Source organism: Micromonospora sp. M71_S20, assembly GCF_003664255.1.
Lineage (GTDB): Bacteria > Actinomycetota > Actinomycetes > Mycobacteriales > Micromonosporaceae > Micromonospora.
On record NZ_RCCV01000003.1, the window covers coordinates 14,286 to 33,147 of the forward strand.

General features: G+C 74.3%; 17 protein-coding genes and 1 pseudogene. 13 read left to right on the top strand and 5 right to left on the bottom strand.

Annotated features, from left to right (window positions below):
* Positions 1-33: 33 nt before the first annotated feature.
* Positions 34-1,218: a hypothetical protein gene (locus DER29_RS35580; RefSeq protein ID WP_370040763.1), complete on the bottom strand. Its 1,185-nt coding sequence runs from the start codon at positions 1,216-1,218 to the stop codon at positions 34-36.
* 669 nt (positions 1,219-1,887) lie between these two features.
* On the opposite strand from DER29_RS35580, the gene DER29_RS25265 reads away from it, so the two are divergent.
* From DER29_RS25265 to DER29_RS25300, 8 genes and pseudogenes are all read left to right on the top strand, one after another.
* On the top strand, positions 1,888-3,873 hold the full coding sequence (locus DER29_RS25265) for a TIGR03960 family B12-binding radical SAM protein (RefSeq protein WP_121400189.1): 1,986 nt from the start codon (positions 1,888-1,890) through the stop codon (positions 3,871-3,873).
* Positions 3,874-4,038: 165 nt separating this feature from the next.
* The gene (locus DER29_RS25270; protein WP_199729546.1) at positions 4,039-4,773 is read left to right on the top strand and encodes a TIGR03936 family radical SAM-associated protein; all 735 of its coding nucleotides are present in this window, start codon (positions 4,039-4,041) and stop codon (positions 4,771-4,773) included.
* A 131-nt stretch (positions 4,774-4,904) separates the two neighbouring features.
* Positions 4,905-7,991: an Rne/Rng family ribonuclease gene (locus DER29_RS25275; RefSeq protein ID WP_121400190.1), complete on the top strand. Its 3,087-nt coding sequence runs from the start codon at positions 4,905-4,907 to the stop codon at positions 7,989-7,991.
* A gap of 117 nt (positions 7,992-8,108) precedes the next feature.
* Entirely contained in the window at positions 8,109-8,609 is a 501-nt protein-coding gene (locus DER29_RS25280) for a hypothetical protein (protein WP_121400191.1), read from the top strand.
* Positions 8,610-8,775: 166 nt separating this feature from the next.
* Positions 8,776-9,090 (top strand): 50S ribosomal protein L21, encoded by a 315-nt coding sequence (gene rplU, locus DER29_RS25285; protein WP_088975625.1) that lies wholly within the window; start codon positions 8,776-8,778, stop codon positions 9,088-9,090.
* An 11-nt stretch (positions 9,091-9,101) separates the two neighbouring features.
* A complete protein-coding gene (rpmA, locus tag DER29_RS25290; protein ID WP_088975624.1) occupies positions 9,102-9,356 on the top strand; it encodes a 50S ribosomal protein L27 in 255 nt (84 codons plus the stop codon).
* A gap of 92 nt (positions 9,357-9,448) precedes the next feature.
* Positions 9,449-10,891, top strand: a pseudogene (gene obgE, locus DER29_RS25295) (GTPase ObgE); the annotation flags it as partial.
* A 202-nt stretch (positions 10,892-11,093) separates the two neighbouring features.
* Positions 11,094-11,543 carry a GNAT family N-acetyltransferase gene (locus DER29_RS25300; protein ID WP_121400192.1) on the top strand — a complete coding sequence of 150 codons (450 nt, stop codon included), beginning with the start codon at positions 11,094-11,096 and terminating at the stop codon, positions 11,541-11,543.
* A 14-nt stretch (positions 11,544-11,557) separates the two neighbouring features.
* On the opposite strand, the gene DER29_RS25305 is transcribed toward DER29_RS25300, so the two are convergent.
* Complete coding sequence (locus DER29_RS25305; protein ID WP_121400193.1) at positions 11,558-12,217, bottom strand: DUF6766 family protein; 660 nt, start codon at positions 12,215-12,217, stop codon at positions 11,558-11,560.
* Between the two features lie 77 nt (positions 12,218-12,294).
* Positions 12,295-12,774: a DUF4383 domain-containing protein gene (locus DER29_RS25310; RefSeq protein ID WP_121400194.1), complete on the bottom strand. Its 480-nt coding sequence runs from the start codon at positions 12,772-12,774 to the stop codon at positions 12,295-12,297.
* 260 nt (positions 12,775-13,034) lie between these two features.
* On the opposite strand from DER29_RS25310, the gene DER29_RS25315 reads away from it, so the two are divergent.
* Genes DER29_RS25315 through DER29_RS25325 form a run of 3 tightly spaced genes read left to right on the top strand, consistent with a single transcriptional unit; the run spans position 13,035 to position 14,978 of the window.
* Positions 13,035-13,814 carry a hypothetical protein gene (locus DER29_RS25315; RefSeq protein ID WP_121400195.1) on the top strand — a complete coding sequence of 260 codons (780 nt, stop codon included), beginning with the start codon at positions 13,035-13,037 and terminating at the stop codon, positions 13,812-13,814.
* Between the two features lie 31 nt (positions 13,815-13,845).
* A complete protein-coding gene (locus DER29_RS25320; RefSeq protein ID WP_088998863.1) occupies positions 13,846-14,298 on the top strand; it encodes a phage holin family protein in 453 nt (150 codons plus the stop codon).
* Positions 14,295-14,978, top strand: coding sequence for a DUF3618 domain-containing protein (locus tag DER29_RS25325; protein ID WP_121400196.1), 684 nt, complete (start codon positions 14,295-14,297; stop codon positions 14,976-14,978). Before DER29_RS25320 ends, DER29_RS25325 begins: the two co-directional genes overlap by 4 nt.
* 118 nt (positions 14,979-15,096) lie before the next feature.
* Here DER29_RS25325 and DER29_RS25330 read toward each other — a convergent pair whose 3' ends face one another.
* Complete coding sequence (locus DER29_RS25330) at positions 15,097-16,143, bottom strand: glycosyltransferase family 2 protein (protein ID WP_233600152.1); 1,047 nt, start codon at positions 16,141-16,143, stop codon at positions 15,097-15,099.
* Positions 16,140-16,877 carry a class I SAM-dependent methyltransferase gene (locus DER29_RS25335; protein ID WP_121400197.1) on the bottom strand — a complete coding sequence of 246 codons (738 nt, stop codon included), beginning with the start codon at positions 16,875-16,877 and terminating at the stop codon, positions 16,140-16,142. Before DER29_RS25335 ends, DER29_RS25330 begins: the two co-directional genes overlap by 4 nt.
* A gap of 144 nt (positions 16,878-17,021) precedes the next feature.
* On the opposite strand from DER29_RS25335, the gene DER29_RS25340 reads away from it, so the two are divergent.
* Together DER29_RS25340 and DER29_RS25345 are read left to right on the top strand one after the other, a co-directional pair.
* Positions 17,022-17,657: a cyclase gene (locus DER29_RS25340; protein WP_121400198.1), complete on the top strand. Its 636-nt coding sequence runs from the start codon at positions 17,022-17,024 to the stop codon at positions 17,655-17,657.
* Positions 17,654-18,826 (top strand): zinc-dependent alcohol dehydrogenase, encoded by a 1,173-nt coding sequence (locus DER29_RS25345; RefSeq protein ID WP_121400199.1) that lies wholly within the window; start codon positions 17,654-17,656, stop codon positions 18,824-18,826. Before DER29_RS25340 ends, DER29_RS25345 begins: the two co-directional genes overlap by 4 nt.
* Positions 18,827-18,862 lie beyond the last annotated feature (36 nt).

An 18,862-nucleotide genomic window follows, 5' to 3' on the forward strand; every position in this document is an offset into this window, starting at 1 on the left:
TCGACGGCGTGGAGCCGGTCGGGCCGCGAGGACCTACTTCTGGTTGGTCGTGACCATCTGCTCCCGCAGGGTGCCGAGCAGGGTGGCGCTGTCGTCGAGGGAGAGTCGGGTGAAGACCGCGGTGGCGATGCTGCCGTGGTCGACCGAGGTGCACACCACCACGTCCTGGCCGTCGGCGCGGCCCACCGCGCAGCGCTGGTGCCGGCCGCGCACGCCGGTGTCGACCACCTGGGCCTCGCCGAGGGAGTACTGCCCGGTGAGCCGGGTGATCTCGTCCTCCGCGTCGGACTCCGGGGTGAACCGGAAGCCGGTGCCGCCGAAGATCGTCACCCGCTTGCCGGCGGGCGTGGCGTAGACGCCGGCGAAGGTGTCCTCGGCCAGCCAGTGCGCCTTGCGCACGTCCGCCTCCAACTGCTTGGCGGTGGCCTTGCTGGTGTTGTCGTCGCGCAGCCGCAGGTCGGCCACCTCGGCCGGCAGGCTGGCCTCGGCCGGGTACTGCGACGCCATCGGCACCCCGTAGTAGGCCGGGCAGCCGCAGCAGCAGGCCAGCATGAGCAGCATGACCCACGGCCAGCGGCGACGCTTGCGGGCGGGCGTGGGGGCGTACCCCCTGGGGGCCTGCTGGCCGGGCGGGGGCCCGGCCGGCGGCGCCGTCGCCCGACGCTGCCTCGGCGGCGCGGGCGGCGGAGGCGGGGGAGGCGCCGGACGGGCCGGGGCGGGCGCCCGGGAGACCGGCGGCGGGGAGACGGGGTACGACGCCACGGGCGGCGGGGAGACGGGGTAGGCCGGCGGCGGGGCGGCCGGGTACGCGACCCGGGGCGGCGTGGGACGCGGTGGCTCCGGCGGCGCGGGGGACTGCACGGGCGGCGACGGCGGCCCGGAGTACGGCCGGGTCGACGGCGCGGCGGGGTAGGGCAGCGTCGGCGGGGGCGGCGGGGGCGGCGGGGGCGGTGGCAGGTCCCACCCGCCGGTGTCCGCGCCCGCCCACGGGTCGACCGGGGTGAGGTGCTCGGGCTGCTCGGGCGGGGGCGCCGGCGGAGGCGCCGGCACCGGGGGGATCTCGGCCGACTCACCCCAGGCCCGCTTGCGCGGCTTCGGTGGGGGAACCGCCGCCGAGCCGCTCCACCGGGGCGCGGACGGCTCGGCCGGGCGCTCGTCGGCGGGGAACATCCGGGTGCCCTGCGGCCCCACGGCCGGCGGGGCGTCGCCGGGGAACATCCGGGTGCCCTGCGGCCCCACGGCCGGCGGGCCGTCGTCGGGCAGCAGGCGGGTGCCCTCCGGGCCGGTGCCGGCCGGCCGCCCGGGCCCGGTGTCGCGGGTGCTCTCCGTCCCGGTGTCGTCGGCGTCCCGCGGCGCGGCGGCGTCGCCCGAGCCCTGCGGCGCGGTGGCGTCGCCGGTGTCCGGCCGTGCGGCGGCCTCACCGGCGGCGTGCGGCCCGGCGTCGTCCGCGTCCTGCGCGACGTCGGTCGTCGCGGTCGGCCCGGGGTCGTCGGTGGGCAGCTCACGGGTGCCCTCCGGGCCCGTGCCGCCGGCGGGGGCGGGTGCTGCGGGGGAGGTCGGGGGCTCCTCGGTGACCGCCGGATCCGGACCCTGGTCCTGACCCGGGGGGCTCCCGTCGGCCGGCCGGTCCGTGCCCGGCTGCGGCTGCGGCATCGCGGCAATCTCCTCTCGCGCCGGTCCGAGGTTAGTACCGACGCGCCAGCGGGGCGATTCCGGCCACCGTCGTCGCCGGCACCGGGAGGGGCCGGACGGGCCCCGCGCGCGGGACCGCGACGTGCCCGGGACGGCGGTGGCCGGCGTGCCGGGGGCGCGGTTACGGGGGACCCGGGGGCGCGGTGACCGGCGTGCGCGCGGTGGCCGCCGCCGGGCCGCGTACCCTTGGGCATCATGAGCGTCCCGTCCACCACGCCGCGCCCCGCCGCGGCCAATTCGGTCTGGCCCCGGCTGGAGCCGCTGCTGCCCCAGGTGACCAAGCCCATCCAGTACGTCGGTGGCGAGCTGGGCGCGGTGGTCAAGGACTGGGACGCGGCGGCCGTGCGCTGGGCGCTGATGTATCCCGACGCCTACGAGGTCGGCCTGCCCAACCAGGGCGTGCAGATCCTCTACGAGGTGCTCAACGAGCTGCCCGACGTGCTCGCCGAGCGGACCTACGCGGTCTGGCCGGACCTGGAGAAGCTGATGCGCGCGCACGGCGTGCCGCAGTTCACCGTCGACGCGCACCGCTCGGTGCGCGACTTCGACGTCTTCGGCGTCTCCTTCTCCACCGAGCTGGGCTACACCAACCTGCTCACGGCGATCGACCTGGCCGGCATCCCGCTGCTCGCCGCCGACCGCACCGACGCCGACCCGGTGATCGTGGCCGGCGGCCACGCCGCGTTCAACCCGGAGCCGATCGCCGACTTCGTCGACGCCGCCGTGCTCGGCGACGGCGAGGAGGCGGTGCTGGAGATCACCGGGATCGTGCGGGAGTGGAAGGCCGAGGGCTCCCCGGGCGGGCGCGACGAGCTGCTGCTGCGCCTGGCCCGCACCGAGAGCGTCTACGTGCCGCGCTTCTACGACGTGGACTACCTGCCCGACGGCCGCATCCAGCGGGTCGTGCCGAACCGGCCGGACGTGCCGTTCCGGGTGCACAAGCGCACGACCATGGACCTGGACGCCTGGCCGTACCCGAAGAAGCCCCTGGTGCCGCTCGCGGAGACCGTGCACGAGCGGTACGCGGTGGAGATCTTCCGGGGCTGCACCCGGGGCTGCCGGTTCTGCCAGGCCGGCATGATCACCCGGCCGGTACGTGAGCGCTCCATCACCACCGTCGGGCAGATGGTGCGGGAGGGGCTGGAGTTCTCCGGCTTCCACGAGGTGGGCCTGCTGTCGCTGTCGTCGGCGGACCACTCCGAGATCGGCGACATGTGCTCCGGCCTGGCCCAGCAGTACGAGGGCACCAACGTCTCGCTCTCGCTGCCGTCGACCCGGGTCGACGCGTTCAACATCGACCTCGCGCAGGAGCTGTCCCGCAACGGTCGGCGCACCGGCCTGACCTTCGCCCCCGAGGGCGGGTCGGAGCGGATCCGCAAGGTCATCAACAAGATGGTGTCGAAGGAAGACCTGATCCGCACCGTCGTGACCGCGTACACGAACGGCTGGCGGCAGGTCAAGCTGTACTTCATGTGCGGCCTGCCCACCGAGACCGACGAAGACGTCCTCGAGATCGCGGACATGGCCCACGAGGTCATCAAGGCCGGCCGGGCCGCGACCGGCTCGAAGGACATCCGCTGCACGGTCTCCATCGGCGGATTCGTGCCGAAGCCGCACACCCCGTTCCAGTGGGCGCCGATGGAGCGGCCGGAGGTCATCGACGGCCGGCTCAAGATGCTCAAGCAGGCGATCAACGCGGACCGGTCGCTCGGCCGGGCGATCGGCTTCCGCTACCACGACGGCGAGCCGTCGCTGATCGAGGGCCTGCTCAGCCGGGGCGACCGGCGGGTCGGCGCGGTGATCCGCCGGGCGTGGGAGAACGGCGGCCGGTTCGACGGCTGGAGCGAGCACTTCTCCTACCAGCGCTGGGTGGAGGCGGCGACCGAGGTGCTGCCGACCTTCGGGGTCGATCTCGACTGGTACACCACCCGCCGGCGCGACGAGCTGGAGGTCCTGCCCTGGGACCACCTGGACTCGGGCCTGGACAAGGACTGGCTCTGGCAGGACTGGCAGGACGCGCTCAGCGAGTACGAGCAGGACGACTGCCGGTGGACCCCGTGCTTCGACTGCGGCGTCTGCCCGTCGATGGACACCGAGATCCAGATCGGCCCGACCGGGAAGAAGCTCCTCCCGCTCACCCCGATCAACGGTCTGAAGCTCCCCACCGGCGCCCAGCAGTAGCCCTCGGCGCACGGCGGGTGCCGCCCGCCGTGCGCCGGGTCGATCATGTGGTCATCGTCAGCGGCACGCGAGTCGCGAGCAGTGCCGCCACGATCAACCGGTTCCGACACGAGGAGCACGACGATCAGTAGGAAACCACAGCCAGAGGGCGGCCAGGCACCCGTCGTGCAGCGGGTCCGGATCCGGTACGCCAAGCGCGGCCCGCTGCGTTTCACCTCGCACCGGGACTTCGCCCGGGCGTTCGAGCGGGCGCTGCGCCGGGCGGGCGTGCCGATCGCCTTCTCCCAGGGCTTCACCCCGCACCCCAAGATCTCGTACGCCAGCGCGGCCCCGACGGGCGTGGCGAGCGAGGCCGAGTACCTGGAGATCGGTCTCCGCGAGCAGGTGGACCCGGCGGAGCTGCGCGCCGCGCTCGACGCCGCCCTCTCGCCGGGTCTCGACGTGCTCGACGCCGTCGTGGCCGCCGGCGGGAGCCTTGCCGACCGGATCGAGGCGTCGCACTGGCGCATCGAGCTGCCCGAGGTCGACCCGGCCGTCCTGCAACGGGCGGTTTCCGCCTTCACGGCCGCCGAGGAGGTGCTGGTCGAGCGGATGACCAAGCAGGGCCGGCGCACCTTCGACGCCCGGGCCGCAGTGATTCGCATCGATGTGATCGCGTCGCCGGAGACGCCTTCCGGGGCACCGGCCGTACCGTGTGCGATACTCGAACTGGTCGTGCGGCAGGTCACCCCCTCCGTGCGGCCCGATGACGTCCTTTCCGGCCTCCGCGTGGTGGCCGACCTGGAGCCGCCGGTCTCGCCGAGGGTGATCCGGCTGGCACAGGGCACGCTGACCGCGCAGGATGCGATCGCGGATCCGTTGGACGCGGACCGCGACGGGGCAACCATCGGTGAACGCTGACCGTCGGTCGACGTTCAGGTAGGCAGACTTCGGCGGTCGCGCACCGTGCGCGCCCGGCGGAAACACTTTTGCGGCGACCCTGCGTGGCAGCGCTCACCCGCGCCCGGGGCAGCCAGAACTGGAGAACGTCCATGCTCGAGAACGAGCCCGAGGGCGGCGAACGGACCGGTTCACAGCCGGCCGACGAGACCGCCGACAACAGCACCGTCGAGAACGCCGCCGGGGCGGAGAACGCCGGGGCCGGCGGGGCCGAGCAGGCCCCGGCCGCGCCGGTCCGACGGCGTACGACCCGGCGGCGGGCCACGCCGCTGAACCAGCCGGAGCAGACCGAGGTGCCGGTCGAGGCGTCCACGGCGCCCGTGCCGGGCAGCGGCGAGGCGCCCCAGGCCGAGGTGTTCGCCCCCGTCTCCGGCGACCTCGACGCCGCCCCGAAGGCGACGCGCCGCCGCCGCAAGGCCACCACCGCGAAGGCCGCCGAGGACACCACCGTGCCGTCCGACGAGGCCGCCGGGCAGGCCCCCGAGGTCACCGCGCCGCCCGCCGCAGAGGCGCCGGTCGCGGCGGACCAGGCACCCGCCGAGCCGGCCGCTCCGCCGGCCAAGGCGACGCGTACCCGCCGGAAGAAGGCCGCCCCCGCCGCGGCCGAGCCGGCCGCGGAGACCCCGACCGACGTCGCCGGGCCGACCGGCGCCACGCCCGCGGAGCAGCCGTCGGCCGCCGCCGGGATCGAGTCGGAGGCGGGCACCGGGTTCGGCGCCGCCGCCCCGCCCGCCGCCGTCAGCGGCGCCGAGAGCCGTTCCGGCGAGGTCCCGCCGGGCGTGGCGGTGACCCCGCCCGCCGAGGAGGAGCCGACCGAGGAGGTCGAGCCGGTCGTCGAGCCCGAGCCGGTCGTCGAGCCCGAGCCGCGCACCCGCCGTCGGCGGGCCGCGCTCTCCGCGCCCACCGTGCTGTTCATGGCCCCGCAGCCGGAGGACGTCCCGGTCGCCCGGGTCGTGGCCCCGGTCCCGGAGCCGGAGCCGGAGGAGCCCGCCGCCGAGGAGCCGGCCGAGCCGGCGCGCCGCCGCCGGCGCGGCCGCCGCGACGTCGAGGCGGTCGAGGCCGTCGAGCCCGAGGAGCCGACCGAGGAGGCCGAGGAGGCCGCCGAGGACGAAGACGAGGACGAGGACGAGAGCGCCGCGGCCCGCCGCCGGCGCCGCCGTGGTCGCCGCGGCCGTGGCCGGGGCAAGGGTGGCGCGGAGGACGCCGAGGACGAGGAGTCCGAGGAGGCCGCGCAGGCCGAGGCGGAGGAGCCCGAGGGCGACGAGGACGAGGAGGCCGAGGGCGGCGACGCCCTGACCCGTCGCCGTCGCCGTCGCCGCCGCCGGGGCGCCGGCGACGTCGAGGCGGGCGCCGACGACGGCGTGCCGACGGTCGTCAAGATCCGCGAGCCGCGCAAGACCGTGGACGAGGTGCAGGGCGTCTCCGGCTCCACCCGGCTGGAGGCCAAGCGCCAGCGCCGCCGCGACGGCCGCGAGCAGCGCCGGACCCGGCCGCCGATCCTCAGCGAGTCGGAGTTCCTGGCCCGCCGGGAGGCCGTCGACCGGGTGATGGCGGTACGCCAGCGCGGCGACCGGACCCAGATCGCCGTCCTGGAGGACGGGGTGCTCGTCGAGCACTACGTCACCCGCAACTCCTCCGGCACCATGGCCGGCAACGTCTACCTCGGCAAGGTGCAGAACGTCCTGCCCAGCATGGAGGCGGCGTTCGTCGACATCGGGCGCGGCCGCAATGCCGTCCTGTACGCCGGCGAGGTCAACTGGGACACCACCGGCCTGGAGGGGCGCGCCCGCTCGATCGAGCAGGCGCTGCGCTCCGGCGACTCGGTGCTGGTGCAGGTCACCAAGGACCCGATCGGTCACAAGGGCGCCCGGCTGACCAGCCACATCGCGCTCTCCGGCCGGCACCTGGTCTACGTGCCCCACGGCAACGCCTCCGGCATCAGCCGCAAGCTGCCCGACACCGAGCGCAAGCGGCTGCGGGACGTGCTGAAGAAGCTGGTGCCGGACGGCGCGGGCGTGATCGTCCGGACCGCCGCCGAGGGCGCCAGCGAGGACGAGCTGGCGCGCGACGTCAAGCGGCTCCAGGCGCAGTGGGAGGACATCCAGGCCAAGGCGGCCGAGGGCGGCGCCCCGGTGCTGCTCTACGAGGAGCCGGACCTGGTCATCCGGGTCGTCCGGGACCTGTTCAACGAGGACTTCCGCGAGCTGGTGATCGAGGGCGAGCAGTCGTACGACATGGTCGAGTCGTACCTGTCGCACGTCTCGCCGGACCTGGTCGCCCGGCTGCGCCGGCACGTCGGCGCGGCCGACGTCTTCGCCGAGTACCGGATCGACGAGCAGATCATCAAGGGGCTGGACCGTAAGGTCTTCCTCCCCTCGGGCGGGTCGCTGGTGATCGACCGGACCGAGGCGATGACGGTCATCGACGTCAACACCGGCAAGTACACCGGTTCCGGGGGCAACCTGGAGGAGACGGTCACCCGGAACAACCTGGAGGCGGCGGAGGAGATCGTCCGCCAGCTCCGGCTGCGCGACCTCGGCGGCATCGTCGTGATCGACTTCATCGACATGGTGCTGGAGTCCAACCGCGAGCTGGTGCTGCGCCGGTTGACCGAGTGCCTGGGCCGGGACCGCACCAAGCACCAGGTCACCGAGATCACCTCGCTCGGCCTGGTGCAGATGACCCGCAAGCGGATCGGCGCGGGCCTGCTGGAGGCGTTCAGCGAGACCTGCGAGTGCTGCAAGGGCCGGGGCCTGATCATCCACACCGAGCCGGTGCCGGAGAAGCCGCGCTCCGGCGGCGGCGCGGGGGAGAAGGTCAAGGCGGTCGCCTCGGCCGTGGCCGCCCCGGCGGTGGCCGAGCAGGGCGCCGGCTCGTCCCGGCGGCGGGCGCGCAAGAGCGCGCCGGCCGAGCGCACCGTGGCCGAGGTCACCGAGATTGACGCCGACGCCGGCCCGGAGACCGAGTACCACGACACCATGGGCTACGACCTGTCCCGCTACGAGGCGGACACCGCCGCCGCCGGAGAGGTCGCCGACAGCCAGACGGGCGAGTCGGCCCGGCTGGCCGCCCCGGACGACCCGGACGCGCTCTCCGACGCCGACGGCGACGAGTCGGAGGGCGGCTCCGGCCGGCGCCGCTCCCGCCGCAGCGGCGCGCGGCGGCGTACCCGGCCGTGACCGGCTGACCGACCCGACGTGTGACAGGGCCCCTTCCCGGTGATGTCCGGCGGGAGGGGCCCTGTCGTATGGTCGATCCCCGGCCACGATCGGCCGCCTGCGGTCAGGAGAAGAACGATGCGCCGTCTGCTCGCCGTCACCGCGCTCACCGCTGCCCTGCTCGCCGGCGCCGGGTGCGCGGCCGAGCGCCCGGAGCGGGCCGGCCCACCCGGCGACGCGCCGACCGGTGGCGCCACGCCGGTCGGGCCCACCGGCACCGGGCCGGGGGCCGGCAGCGGGGCGGCCGGCGGCAACGCGCCCGAGGTGTGTGCCGCGGCACAGCGGGCCGGCGAGACGGCCGTGCGGACGTACGTCGAGGAACTCGGCAAGATGGTCGCGGCGGTCGGGGCGGACGACGCCACGGCGGCCCGGACCGCCCGGGACCGCATCTCCACCGCGCTGACCGACTGGCGCAGCACGCTGCGGCGCGAGTCGACCCGGGCCGAGGACGCGCAGCTCAAGACCCTTCTCGCGGACATGGCGGCGGAGGTCGGCACGCTGGGCACCGACGTCGACTCGATCGACGAGACCGAGCTGGACCGGCTCCGGCAGCGCCTCGACCAGCTCTGCGCCCGCTGACCGGCGGGGCCCGGTTTGGGCGTCGGCCCTCCGATGGCGTACGCTGGCCTGCGGTGCACTTTGGTGTACCGAGTTCTCGCGTGCCCGCGCCGCCGTGCCTCTGCTACCCGGCGAGCCGCCGCGGGAACACCCGCCAGCAGCCTCAACGACAGGGAGTCCGCCTCCGATGTACGCGATCGTCAAGACCGGCGGCAAGCAGTACAAGGTCGCCGAGGGCGACGTGATCGAGGTCGAGAAGCTCGTCGGTGCCCCCGGCGACGCGGTGAAGCTCACCGCGGTGCTCCTCGTCGACGGTGACGACCTGGTGACCGACGCGGCGAAGCTTGCCAAGGTCGCGGTGTCCGGCGAGATCGCCGCGCACACCAAGGGCCCGAAGATCCGGATCCACAAGTTCAAGAACAAGACCGGCTACCACAAGCGCCAGGGTCACCGCCAGCCGTTGACCCAGGTCAAGGTGACCGGCATCTCCAGCGGGAAGTAGGTCGTCCTCAGATGGCTCACAAAAAGGGTGCGTCCAGCTCGCGCAACGGTCGTGACTCCGCGGCCCAGCGGCTCGGCGTGAAGCGCTTCGGTGGTCAGGTCGTCAGCGCGGGTGAGATCCTCATCCGTCAGCGTGGCACCAAGTTCCACCCCGGTGACCTGGTCGGCCGCGGCGGAGACGACACGCTCTTCGCGCTGGCCGCCGGTGCGGTCCAGTTCGGCACCAAGCGCGGTCGCAAGACCGTCAGCATCGTGCCGCAGCAGTAGTCTTCCGGCGAAGCGGGCCGCGGACCTCGTGTCCCGGCCCGCTTCGCCTTTTCTCGTGCGGGGCGTGACCCTCGCTGGAAGGATTGACGCCCGTGGCGACGTTCGTTGACCGGGTCGTCCTGCACCTGCAGGCCGGCGATGGCGGGCACGGTTGTGCCTCGATCCACCGGGAGAAGTTCAAGCCGTTCGGTGGCCCCGACGGCGGCAACGGCGGGCACGGCGGCAGCGTGTCCCTGGTGGTCGACCCGCAGGTGACGACGCTGCTCGACTTCCACTTCCGCCCGCACGTGAAGGCCGAGAACGGCAAGGGTGGCGCCGGCTCGAACCGGGACGGCGCCAACGGGCGCAACCTCGTGCTCAAGGTGCCGAACGGCACCGTGGTGCAGGCCCCCGACGGCACGGTCCTGGCCGACATGGTCGGTGAGGGCACGACCTTCGAGGTGGCCCGGGGTGGGCGCGGCGGCCGGGGCAACGCGTCGCTGGCCAACGCCCGGCGCAAGGCCCCCGGCTTCGCCGAGTTGGGCGAGCCCGGCGAGCAGCTCGACGTGGTGCTGGAGCTCAAGAGCGTCGCCGACGTCGGGCTGGTGGGCTTCCCGTCGGCCGGCAAGTCGTCGCTGATCTCGGTGATCTCCGCCGCCAAGCCGAAGATCGCCGACTACCCGTTCACCACCCTGGTGCCCAACCTGGGCGTGGTCCGGCTGGACAACCACACCTTCACCGTCGCCGACGTGCCCGGCCTGATCCCCGGGGCGGCCACCGGCAAGGGCCTCGGCCTGGAGTTCCTGCGGCACATCGAGCGCTGCGCGGTGCTGGTGCACGTCATCGACACCGCCACCCTGGAGCCTGGCCGGGACCCGGTCGCCGACATCGACACCATCGAGGCCGAGCTGGCCGAGTACGGCGGCCTGGCCGACCGTCCCCGGCTGGTGGCGCTCAACAAGGTCGACGTGCCGGACGGCCGGGACCTGGCCGAGATCGTCCGCCCCGACCTGGAGGAGCGCGGTTTCCGGGTGTTCGAGGTCTCCGCAGCGACCCGGGAGGGGCTCAAGGAGCTCATGTACGCGATGGCGGAGCTGGTAGAGCAGGGCCGCAGGGCCGCGCCGCCGGCCGAGGCGACCCGGATCGTGATCCGGCCCCGGGCGGTCGACGACGCCGGCTTCACCATCGAGGCCGCCCCGGACGGCGCCTGGGTCGTGCGCGGCGTCCGTCCCGAGCGGTGGGTGCGGCAGACGAACTTCGACAACGACGAGGCCGTCGGCTACCTGGCCGACCGGCTGGCCCGCCTGGGTGTCGAGGAGAAGCTGGGCAAGGCCGGCGCGGAACCGGGCGACCTGGTCCGGATCGGCGAGCGGGAGTTCGACTGGCAGCCGACCCTCTACGCCGGGGCCGACTTCATTCCCGGCAACCGGGGCACCGACGTCCGGCTGGAGGAGAAGTCCACCCGGGCGTCCGCCGCGGAGCGGCTGGCGGCCCGCAAGGCCCGCCGGCAGCGCCCGGAGGACGAGTTCGAGGGCACCGACGCCGACGTCTCGGACGACGCCGACCTGTCGGACGGGGACGGCTTCGACGACGCCGGCCCCTCGCGCGAGGCCGGCCCGTCCCGTGACGCCGGCCCCTCCCGTGACGCAGGCCCGTCCCGTGCCGCCGTGGAGGACGACGCCGGATAGCCGGTCGCGCTCCGTGAGCGGGTCGACTGCCGGAAACCTGTCCGAAATCCCCGCCGCCTAGCGTGGCCTGATGCTGATCGAGTCCCGCCCCGCCACCGATCCGGAGATCGACGTCCTGGTCACCGCCCAGCAGCGCGAGCTGCGGGTGGCCGACGGCGGGCTGGACGGCCAGGCGACCGTCACCCACGACGACATCCGCTACCTGGTGGTGGTCGCCGACGGGCGGGCGGTCGCCTGCGGCGGGATCCAGGCGCTCGACGCCGGCACCGGCGAGGTGAAGCGGATGTACGTCCGCCCGGCGTACCGGGGGCGGGGCATCGCCCGGCAGTTGCTGACCGCGCTGGAGGAGCTGGCCTTCCAGCAGGGGTACGGGGTCCTCCGCCTGGAGACCGGCACGTACCTGCCGGCCGCGATCGGGCTCTACACCTCCAGCGGCTACGAACCGATCCCGGTCTACGGCGAGTACGTCGGCAACCCGTACAGCGTCTGCTTCGCCAAGCGGCTGCGCGTGCCGGCCTGACGGCGGCCGGGCGGTCAGTCGCCGGTGTGCGCGTGTTCGGCGGTGACCGGCTTCGACTCCGGCGACGCGTGCTGACGCAGGAAGATGCTCAGCACGATCAGCGTGCCGACGGCGAGGAACTCGCTCTGCCAGTTCTGCATCGACTGGAACCAGAACTCGCTCGTGCCGAGGAACTCCCACGCGCCGATCGGCGGCGCGCCGCTCTGCAACGCCTGCTGCTCGTTGTAGTCGGCGGTCCCGCCGAGCAGGTGGCCGACGAACGAGCCGGCGAAGATCAGCAGCAGCGCGATGGAGAGGCTGTTGCGGTAGACCACCAGGGGCAGCCCGCCGGCGCGTACCGGCCAGGGGGAGTCCGGGGTGGCCCGCCGCTCGTCGTCCTCGGGCCGGTCGGTCTGCCCCACCGGCTTCGACTCCGCCGAGCCGCGCTGCACCAGGTAGGCGGTGAGCAGGACGTAGCCGCCCATCTGGAGGAACTCCGACTCCCAGTTCTCGAAGACCGACTCCATGAAGTGCCCGCTGCCCAGGTACGCCAGCCAGCTGGTCGGCGCGGCCCCGAACTCGGCCAGCTCCTCGTTGTGCGTCTGCCAACCGAACACGCTCTGCAACACCAGGAAAACGAGGAACGCGCCGAACATCGCCACGGTCAGCGCGTTGTCCCGCAACCACCTCGGCATGACGACCTCCTCGTCGACGGGCCTCCGACATCCGTGCCCGAAGGTCGCGGCGGGCAAACGCCGCGACGCGGTGCCGGTCAGGGGCGGTCGAAGGGGTCGTCCAGCCGGGTGCCCGTGCCCACCTGGTTGGAGAGCAGCAGCCCGAGGGCGAGCATGCCGAAGCCGAGGACCAGGTGCAGCCAGTTGTCGGCGTCGTTGACCGGGATGAAGTTCGCCGCGCTCTCCCGGTCGATCGCGAAGCCGTACAGCCACAGGCCGAGGTAGAGGGCGCCGCCGCCGGCGAGGAAGATCCGGGCCCCGGCGACGCTGCGGGCCAGCACCAGGCCGGCCAGCCCGAAGCCCAGGTGCAGCGCGTTGTGCAGGATCGACACCTGGAACAGGCCGAGCAGCCGGGCCTCGGAGTGGTGGCCGGCGAACGTCATGTCGTCGTAGCCGGTGGTGATGCCGGGGATGAATCCGAGCACCCCGATCAGGGCGAAGACCCCGGCCGCGGCCACGGCAGCGAGCTGCACCTTCGGCTTCGGGCCCGACGGGCCGCCGCGTGCGTTCCGTGCCATCGATTCACCTCCGTGGACCCCGCGGAACGCCCTGCCCGCGGCGCCGGCCGCGAGAGAGGCGTCGTCGCTGTGCGCGACGGCATCGTCACCCAGCCCGACGATCCTCCATCTTGTACCCCCGCGGCGGCGGGGCGCAGGAGAAGTCACGAACGAGGTATGGAACCGGCGACGCAGGGTAGGTCAAGAGATGCGACGGCAGGAACGGCCGACGCATCCCCCCAGCACAGACCCGCGGAGACTTTCCGAGCGGAAGGGAAATCATGACCTACGATCTGTCACCCACGACTTCCACGTACGGGCAGGAGTCGAGCAACGGCGGCGGCGTCCGCGAGCAGGCCCGTCAGGTCGGCTCGGAGGCCAAGCAGGCCGGCGGCGCCGTCGCCGAGACGGCCAAGGAGCAGGGCCGGGAGGTCGTCGGCGAGGCGAAGCTCCAGGCGCGCAACCTCTACGGCGAGGCCCGCAGCCAGCTCGCCAGCCAGGCCGGCGACCAGCAGCGGCGTGCCGCCGGCGGGCTCCGCTCGCTGGCCGACGAGATGCGCTCGATGGCTGAGCAGGGCGGCCAGGCCGGCCCGGTGAGCGAGATCGCCCGCCAGGCCGCCGACCGGGTGCACGGCGTGGCCGGCTGGCTGGAGCAGCGCGAGCCCGGCGACCTCATCGCCGAGGTGCGCGACTACGCGCGACGCAACCCGGGCACCTTCCTGGTCGGCGCCGCCGTGCTGGGTGTGCTCGCCGGCCGGCTGACCAAGAACATCTCGGCCGCCGGCGACAACCAGGGCGGCAACGGCTACCCCGCGTACGGCTCGGGCGCCGGCTACGACCCGGAGCGGACCGCGGTCATCCCGACCCCGCCGGCCCCGCGTGCGGTGCCGGACGCCGTACCGCCGGGCGGCTACCTCGACCCGACCCCGGGCGCGTACGCCGACCCGCAGACCACCACCAGCTACGCCGACCCCGCCGGTGGCGTCGGCCAGCCGCTGCCGCCGGTGAGCCAGACCGACCCGCTGCCGGGCGTGCCGTCGACCGGGACCACCCGTCCGTGAGCCCACGAACCATCCGAAGGGAGGCGGCGGCATGAGCATGCCGACGCAGGGGGCGGGGCTCGACTCCGGTTACCACCCCCACGACGCGGACGAGGTCAGGGGCAGCTCGATCGGTGAGCTGATGCGCCAGGTCACCAGCGACCTGTCGACCCTGATGCGGCAGGAGGTCGAGCTGGCCAAGGCCGAGATCCGCCAGGAGGGCAAGAAGGCGGGCAAGACCGCCGGCTTCTTCGGCGGCGCCGGCTTCGGCGGCTACATGGTGGCCCTCTTCCTCTCGCTGGCCCTCTGGGCCGGGCTGTCCAACGTGATGGACGCCGGCTGGGCGGCGCTGATCGTGGCCGTCATCTGGGGCGCGATCGCCGCGGTCCTCTACTCGAAGGCCAAGAAGAGCGCGGAGCACATCCGCGGCCTCAAGCAGACCAACGACAGCGTGCAGCGGATCCCCGACGCGCTCAAGCCCCACCCGCAGGAGGTCACCCGATGAGCACCGACCCGGACCAGATCCGCCGGGAGATCGAAGCCACCCGGAACAACCTGAGTTCCGACGTGGACGCGCTGGCGTACAAGGTCAGCCCCGCCCGCATCGTCGACGACCGCAAGCAGCGGGCCCGCAACGCACTGCAGAATGTGAGGGACAAGGTGATGGGAAGCGCTTCCGACCTGGGTCACAGCACCAAGCACGGCGCCCACGCGGTGGGCGACCACGCCTCCTCGGCGGCGTCCACCGTGAGCGACAAGGCCCACTCGGCCGCCTCGACGGTCAGCGACAAGGCGCACTCGGCGGCCTCGACGGTCAGCGACGCCGCGCAGCGGGCGCCGCACGTGATCCGGCAGAAGTCCGAGGGCAACCCGCTGGCCGCCGGCCTGATCGCCTTCGGCGTCGGCTGGCTCGCCTCCTCGCTGATCCCGGCCACCAGCCGCGAGCAGCAGGTGGCGTCGCAGGTCAAGGAGAAGGCCGGCGAGCACGCCGGGGTGGTGAAGGAGAAGCTGGGCGAGGTCGCCAGCGAGCTAAAGGAGGAGCTGCGCGAGCCGGCGCAGCACGCCACCCAGTCGGTGCGCTCCACGGCCCAGGACGCGGTGCACGCCGTCAAGGACGACACCCGGTCGGCCGCGCACGACGTGAAGGACCACGCGCAGCAGTCGCGCGAACAGGTGCGGTACTGACCAGCCCGATCACCGTACGCCGCAGCTCGCGGCCACTCCCGGAGCATCCTCCGGTCAGTGGCCGCGAGCTGTCGTGTGCGTCCCGGGCGCGTCCCGTCGTGGGCGGGGGCGCGGGCCGTCAGCGCAGGTGACGGCGGAGGGTGCGTTCGAAGTGGGCGGCGCGCCGCACCCGTCCGCCGGCGTAGCGGACCCCGCCGAAGAGCAGGCGCCGGCCGACGGCGAGCCAGCCGCACACGCCACGTTCCAGCACCCAGAACGGGGCCGCCAGGGCGGTGGCCGGCGGGAAGACCGCGCCGCCCCCGCCCCGGCGCCGGCCCGCCTCGGCGAGCGCCACCGTGGTCGCGGCCGCCCCGAGCAGCAGCCCCGGTCGCCGGGTCGCGACCGCCGCCGCCAGTGCCGGCAGGACCGCGAGCGAGGCCACCAGGCGGGCCGGCTGGGCCAGGTCGTCGTACGCCTGGCGGACCCGCTGGCCCAGGAAGTGGGCGGTGTCGGGCGGCAGCCGGCGTACGTGCAGCCAGGCGGGTGCCGCCTCGGTCCCCCCGTACGCGCGCACGGTGCGGATCAGCTCCAGGTTCTCGAAAAGCACGTCCGGGTCGTACCCGCCCATGGCGAGGAAGGTGCTCCGGCGTACCGCCAGGGTGCCGGGGTAGTCGGCGCCGAGCGCCCGGTTGAGCAGGGTGCGCCCGGTGTCCCACCACGCGTGCCAGGGCAGCGGGTCGAAGTAGTTCTGCGGCCGGACCAGGTCCACCCGGTCGAGCAGCCGGTGCACGGCGAGCAGCCCCGCCTCGTCGTAGCGGACATCGTCGTCGGCGATCACCACGTGCTCGTGCCGGGCGGCGCCGACGCCGGTGAGCACCCCCGTCACCTTGCCGTTGACGCCGCGCAGGGCGGGATCCGGCCGCAGGTGCCGGACCAGGCCGCGCCAGGCCCGCGCGTGCCGGGCGAACAGTTCCGGGGCCGACCCGTCGACCACGGTCACGTCGACCCGGGCGCTCAGCCGGCGCAGGTATCCGGTCAGCTCGGCCAGGCCGGCGTCGTCGGTCCAGCGCAGCGGCAGCACGTACGCGAGGGGAAGCCGGCGGTCTTCGGTGTTTCCGGCCGTCGGCGCGCCGGTGCCGCGGTCCTCGCCGGGAGCGGCGCCGGCCGGGCGGGCCGGGGCGCTCACGCCTGCTCCGGGCGGCGGTAGACGGACACGTGCTCGCGGCTGTGGTCGGTGAACGGCCGGCCGCCCCAGTCCTCCCACCGGTGCTCGCGGCGCAGCCCGGCCAGCTCGGCCATCAGGTCCAGCTCCGCCGGCCAGGCGTAGCGGTGGTTGGCGGGCAGCAGGTGCACGCCGCCGTTGGTGAAGCGGACCTTCGTGGTGGTCATCCGCTGCTCGGCGGGGTGCAGCAGGGCCGCCTCCAGCAGCACCACGTCCTCCGCCACCCGCACCGGCCGCAGCGCGCCGCCGGCGCGGAAGGCACCCGGGTCGGGCACCCACGCCTCGACGACGAACCGGCCGCCGGGGCGCAGGTGGGCGGCGGCGTTGCGGAAGACGGCCACCTGGGCGGCCTGGTCCGGCAGCGCGAAGATCGTGTTGAACGCGAGCACCACCAGGGCGAACTCGCCGGGCACCCGGGTCTCGGCGAAGTCGCCGACGGCCACCTCGACGGCGTCCCCGCCGGGCTTGGCGCGCAGCCCGGCGGCCATCTCCGGGGAGCCCTCGATGCCGGCGACGGTCAGTCCCCGCGCGACCAGCGGCAGGGCGAGCCGGCCGGTGCCGATGCCGAACTCGCACACCGGGCCGCCGTCGGCGAGCGCGGCGAGGCGCTGCACCGCCGCGTCCGGTGTCAGGTGCGCGTACGTCTCGTCGTAGACGTCCGCGGCGTGCCGGCCGTACTCGCTGGCGTCGAAGGACACGGTGCCTCCCGGTGGTGGTGGGTGCCCGCAGCAGGTGCCCGGTTATCGGCCGGGCAAACCGGTGCGTCGTTTCGGTCGGGCGGTCCCGGGTAGCGCAACTGGTGCGGGTGGTCCATCCCCGGGCACCCGGGTGGAGGAGACGTGATGACCAGCAACGGAACGAGGTGGGCGCTGCTCGGCGCCACCACCGTGACCGTGGTCGGCGTCGGCCGGGCGGTGGCCCGTCGACGACGCCGGCGCCAGCCCGAGCGCCGCGACGGGTGGTACGTGGTGCGGCGCGGGGTGACGATCGACCGGCCGGCGGAGGCGGTGATCGGCTTCTGGACCGACCGGGAACGGATGGACCGGGCGTTGGCCGAGTGGGCGACGCTGGAGCAGCTCGGCGACGACCGCTGGCGCTGCGTGGCGCGGGACCCGGCCGGTGGGGGCACCGAGTGGCGGGCAGAGATCACCGTCGAGGGCCCCGGGCAGCTGCGCTGGCGGGTCACCGACGGGCCTGAGCAGGAGGGCACGGTCCACCTGACACCGGCGCCCCGGGACCGGGGCACGGAGGTCCGCGCCGAGCTGCGGTGGCGCTCCGGGCCGCTGCGCCGGGCGTTCGGACTCCTCGGCGGCGACGACCCGGACCTGGCCCTGCGGGACGTGCTGCGTCGGGTGAAGGCGCTGGTGGAGTGCGGCCAGGTCATCGACACCCGGCGGGACCCGTCCGGGCGCGGGCCGGCCCAGGAGAAGGCGACCGACAAGGTGCGGGAGAAGCTGAGGACGGGAGGACGGGCGTGAGGGCGCTCTGCTGGGAAGGCGTCGGCAAGCTGGCCGTACGCGACGTGCCGGAGCCGCGGATCCGCGCCGAGGGCGACGTCATCGTCAAGGTCGGCGCCAGCAGCGTCTGCGGCTCGGACCTGCACCTGATCAACGGCTTCCTGCCGGCGATGCGGGAGGGCGACGTCCTCGGCCACGAGTTCATGGGCGAGGTCGTGGAGACCGGCCCCGGCGTACGGCGGCTGCGCGTCGGCGACCGCGTCGTGGTCGGCTCGGTGGTGGCCTGCGGCGGCTGCTGGTACTGCCGCACCGAGCAGTACTCGCTCTGCGACAACTCCAACCCGCAGCCGGTCTTCACCGAGAAGCTCTGGGGCCACTCGCCGGCCGGCATCCTCGGCTACTCGCACGCCGCCGGGGGCTACTCCGGCAGCCACGCCGAGTACGTCCGGGTGCCCTTCGGCGACATCGGGGCGTTCACTGTTCCCGACGGGGTGCCCGACGACTCGGTGGTGTTCGCCTCCGACGCGATGCCCACCGGCTGGATGGCCGCCGACTTCTGCGCGCTGAAGGGCGGCGAGGTGGTCGCGGTCTGGGGCGCCGGCGGGGTCGGCCAGATGGCGGCCCGGTCGGCGCAGCTCCTCGGCGCCGAGCGGGTGATCGTGATCGACCGGCTGCCGGAGCGGCTCGCCACCGCCGCCGACCGGCTCGGCGTGGAGACGGTCAACTACGCCGAGACCGACGTGCTGGAGGCGCTGCGGGAGATGACCGCCGGCCGGGGGCCGGACGCGTGCATCGAGGCCGTCGGCATGGAGTCGCACGACGTCGGGCCGGTGTACGCGTACGACAAGGCGAAGCAGACCGCCCGGATGCAGACCGACCGCCCCACGTCGGTCCGACAGGCGATCATGGCCTGCCGCAAGGGCGGCACGGTGAGCATCGTCGGCGTCTACGCCGGCCTGGTGGACAAGTTCCCGCTCGGCGCGGCGATGAACAAGGCGCTGGTGCTGCGGATGGGGCAGATGCACGCGCAGCGCTACATCCCGATGCTGCTGGACCGGATCGCGGCCGGGGAGATCGATCCCGGCTACCTGGCCACCCACCCGATGCCGCTGGAGCAGGGCGCGCGGGGCTACGAGATGTTCGAGAAGAAGGAGGACGGCTGCCTGCGCAGCGTCCTGCACCCGGCCTGAGCGCGCCACGACCGCACCGCCCCGGGGCCGACGAGG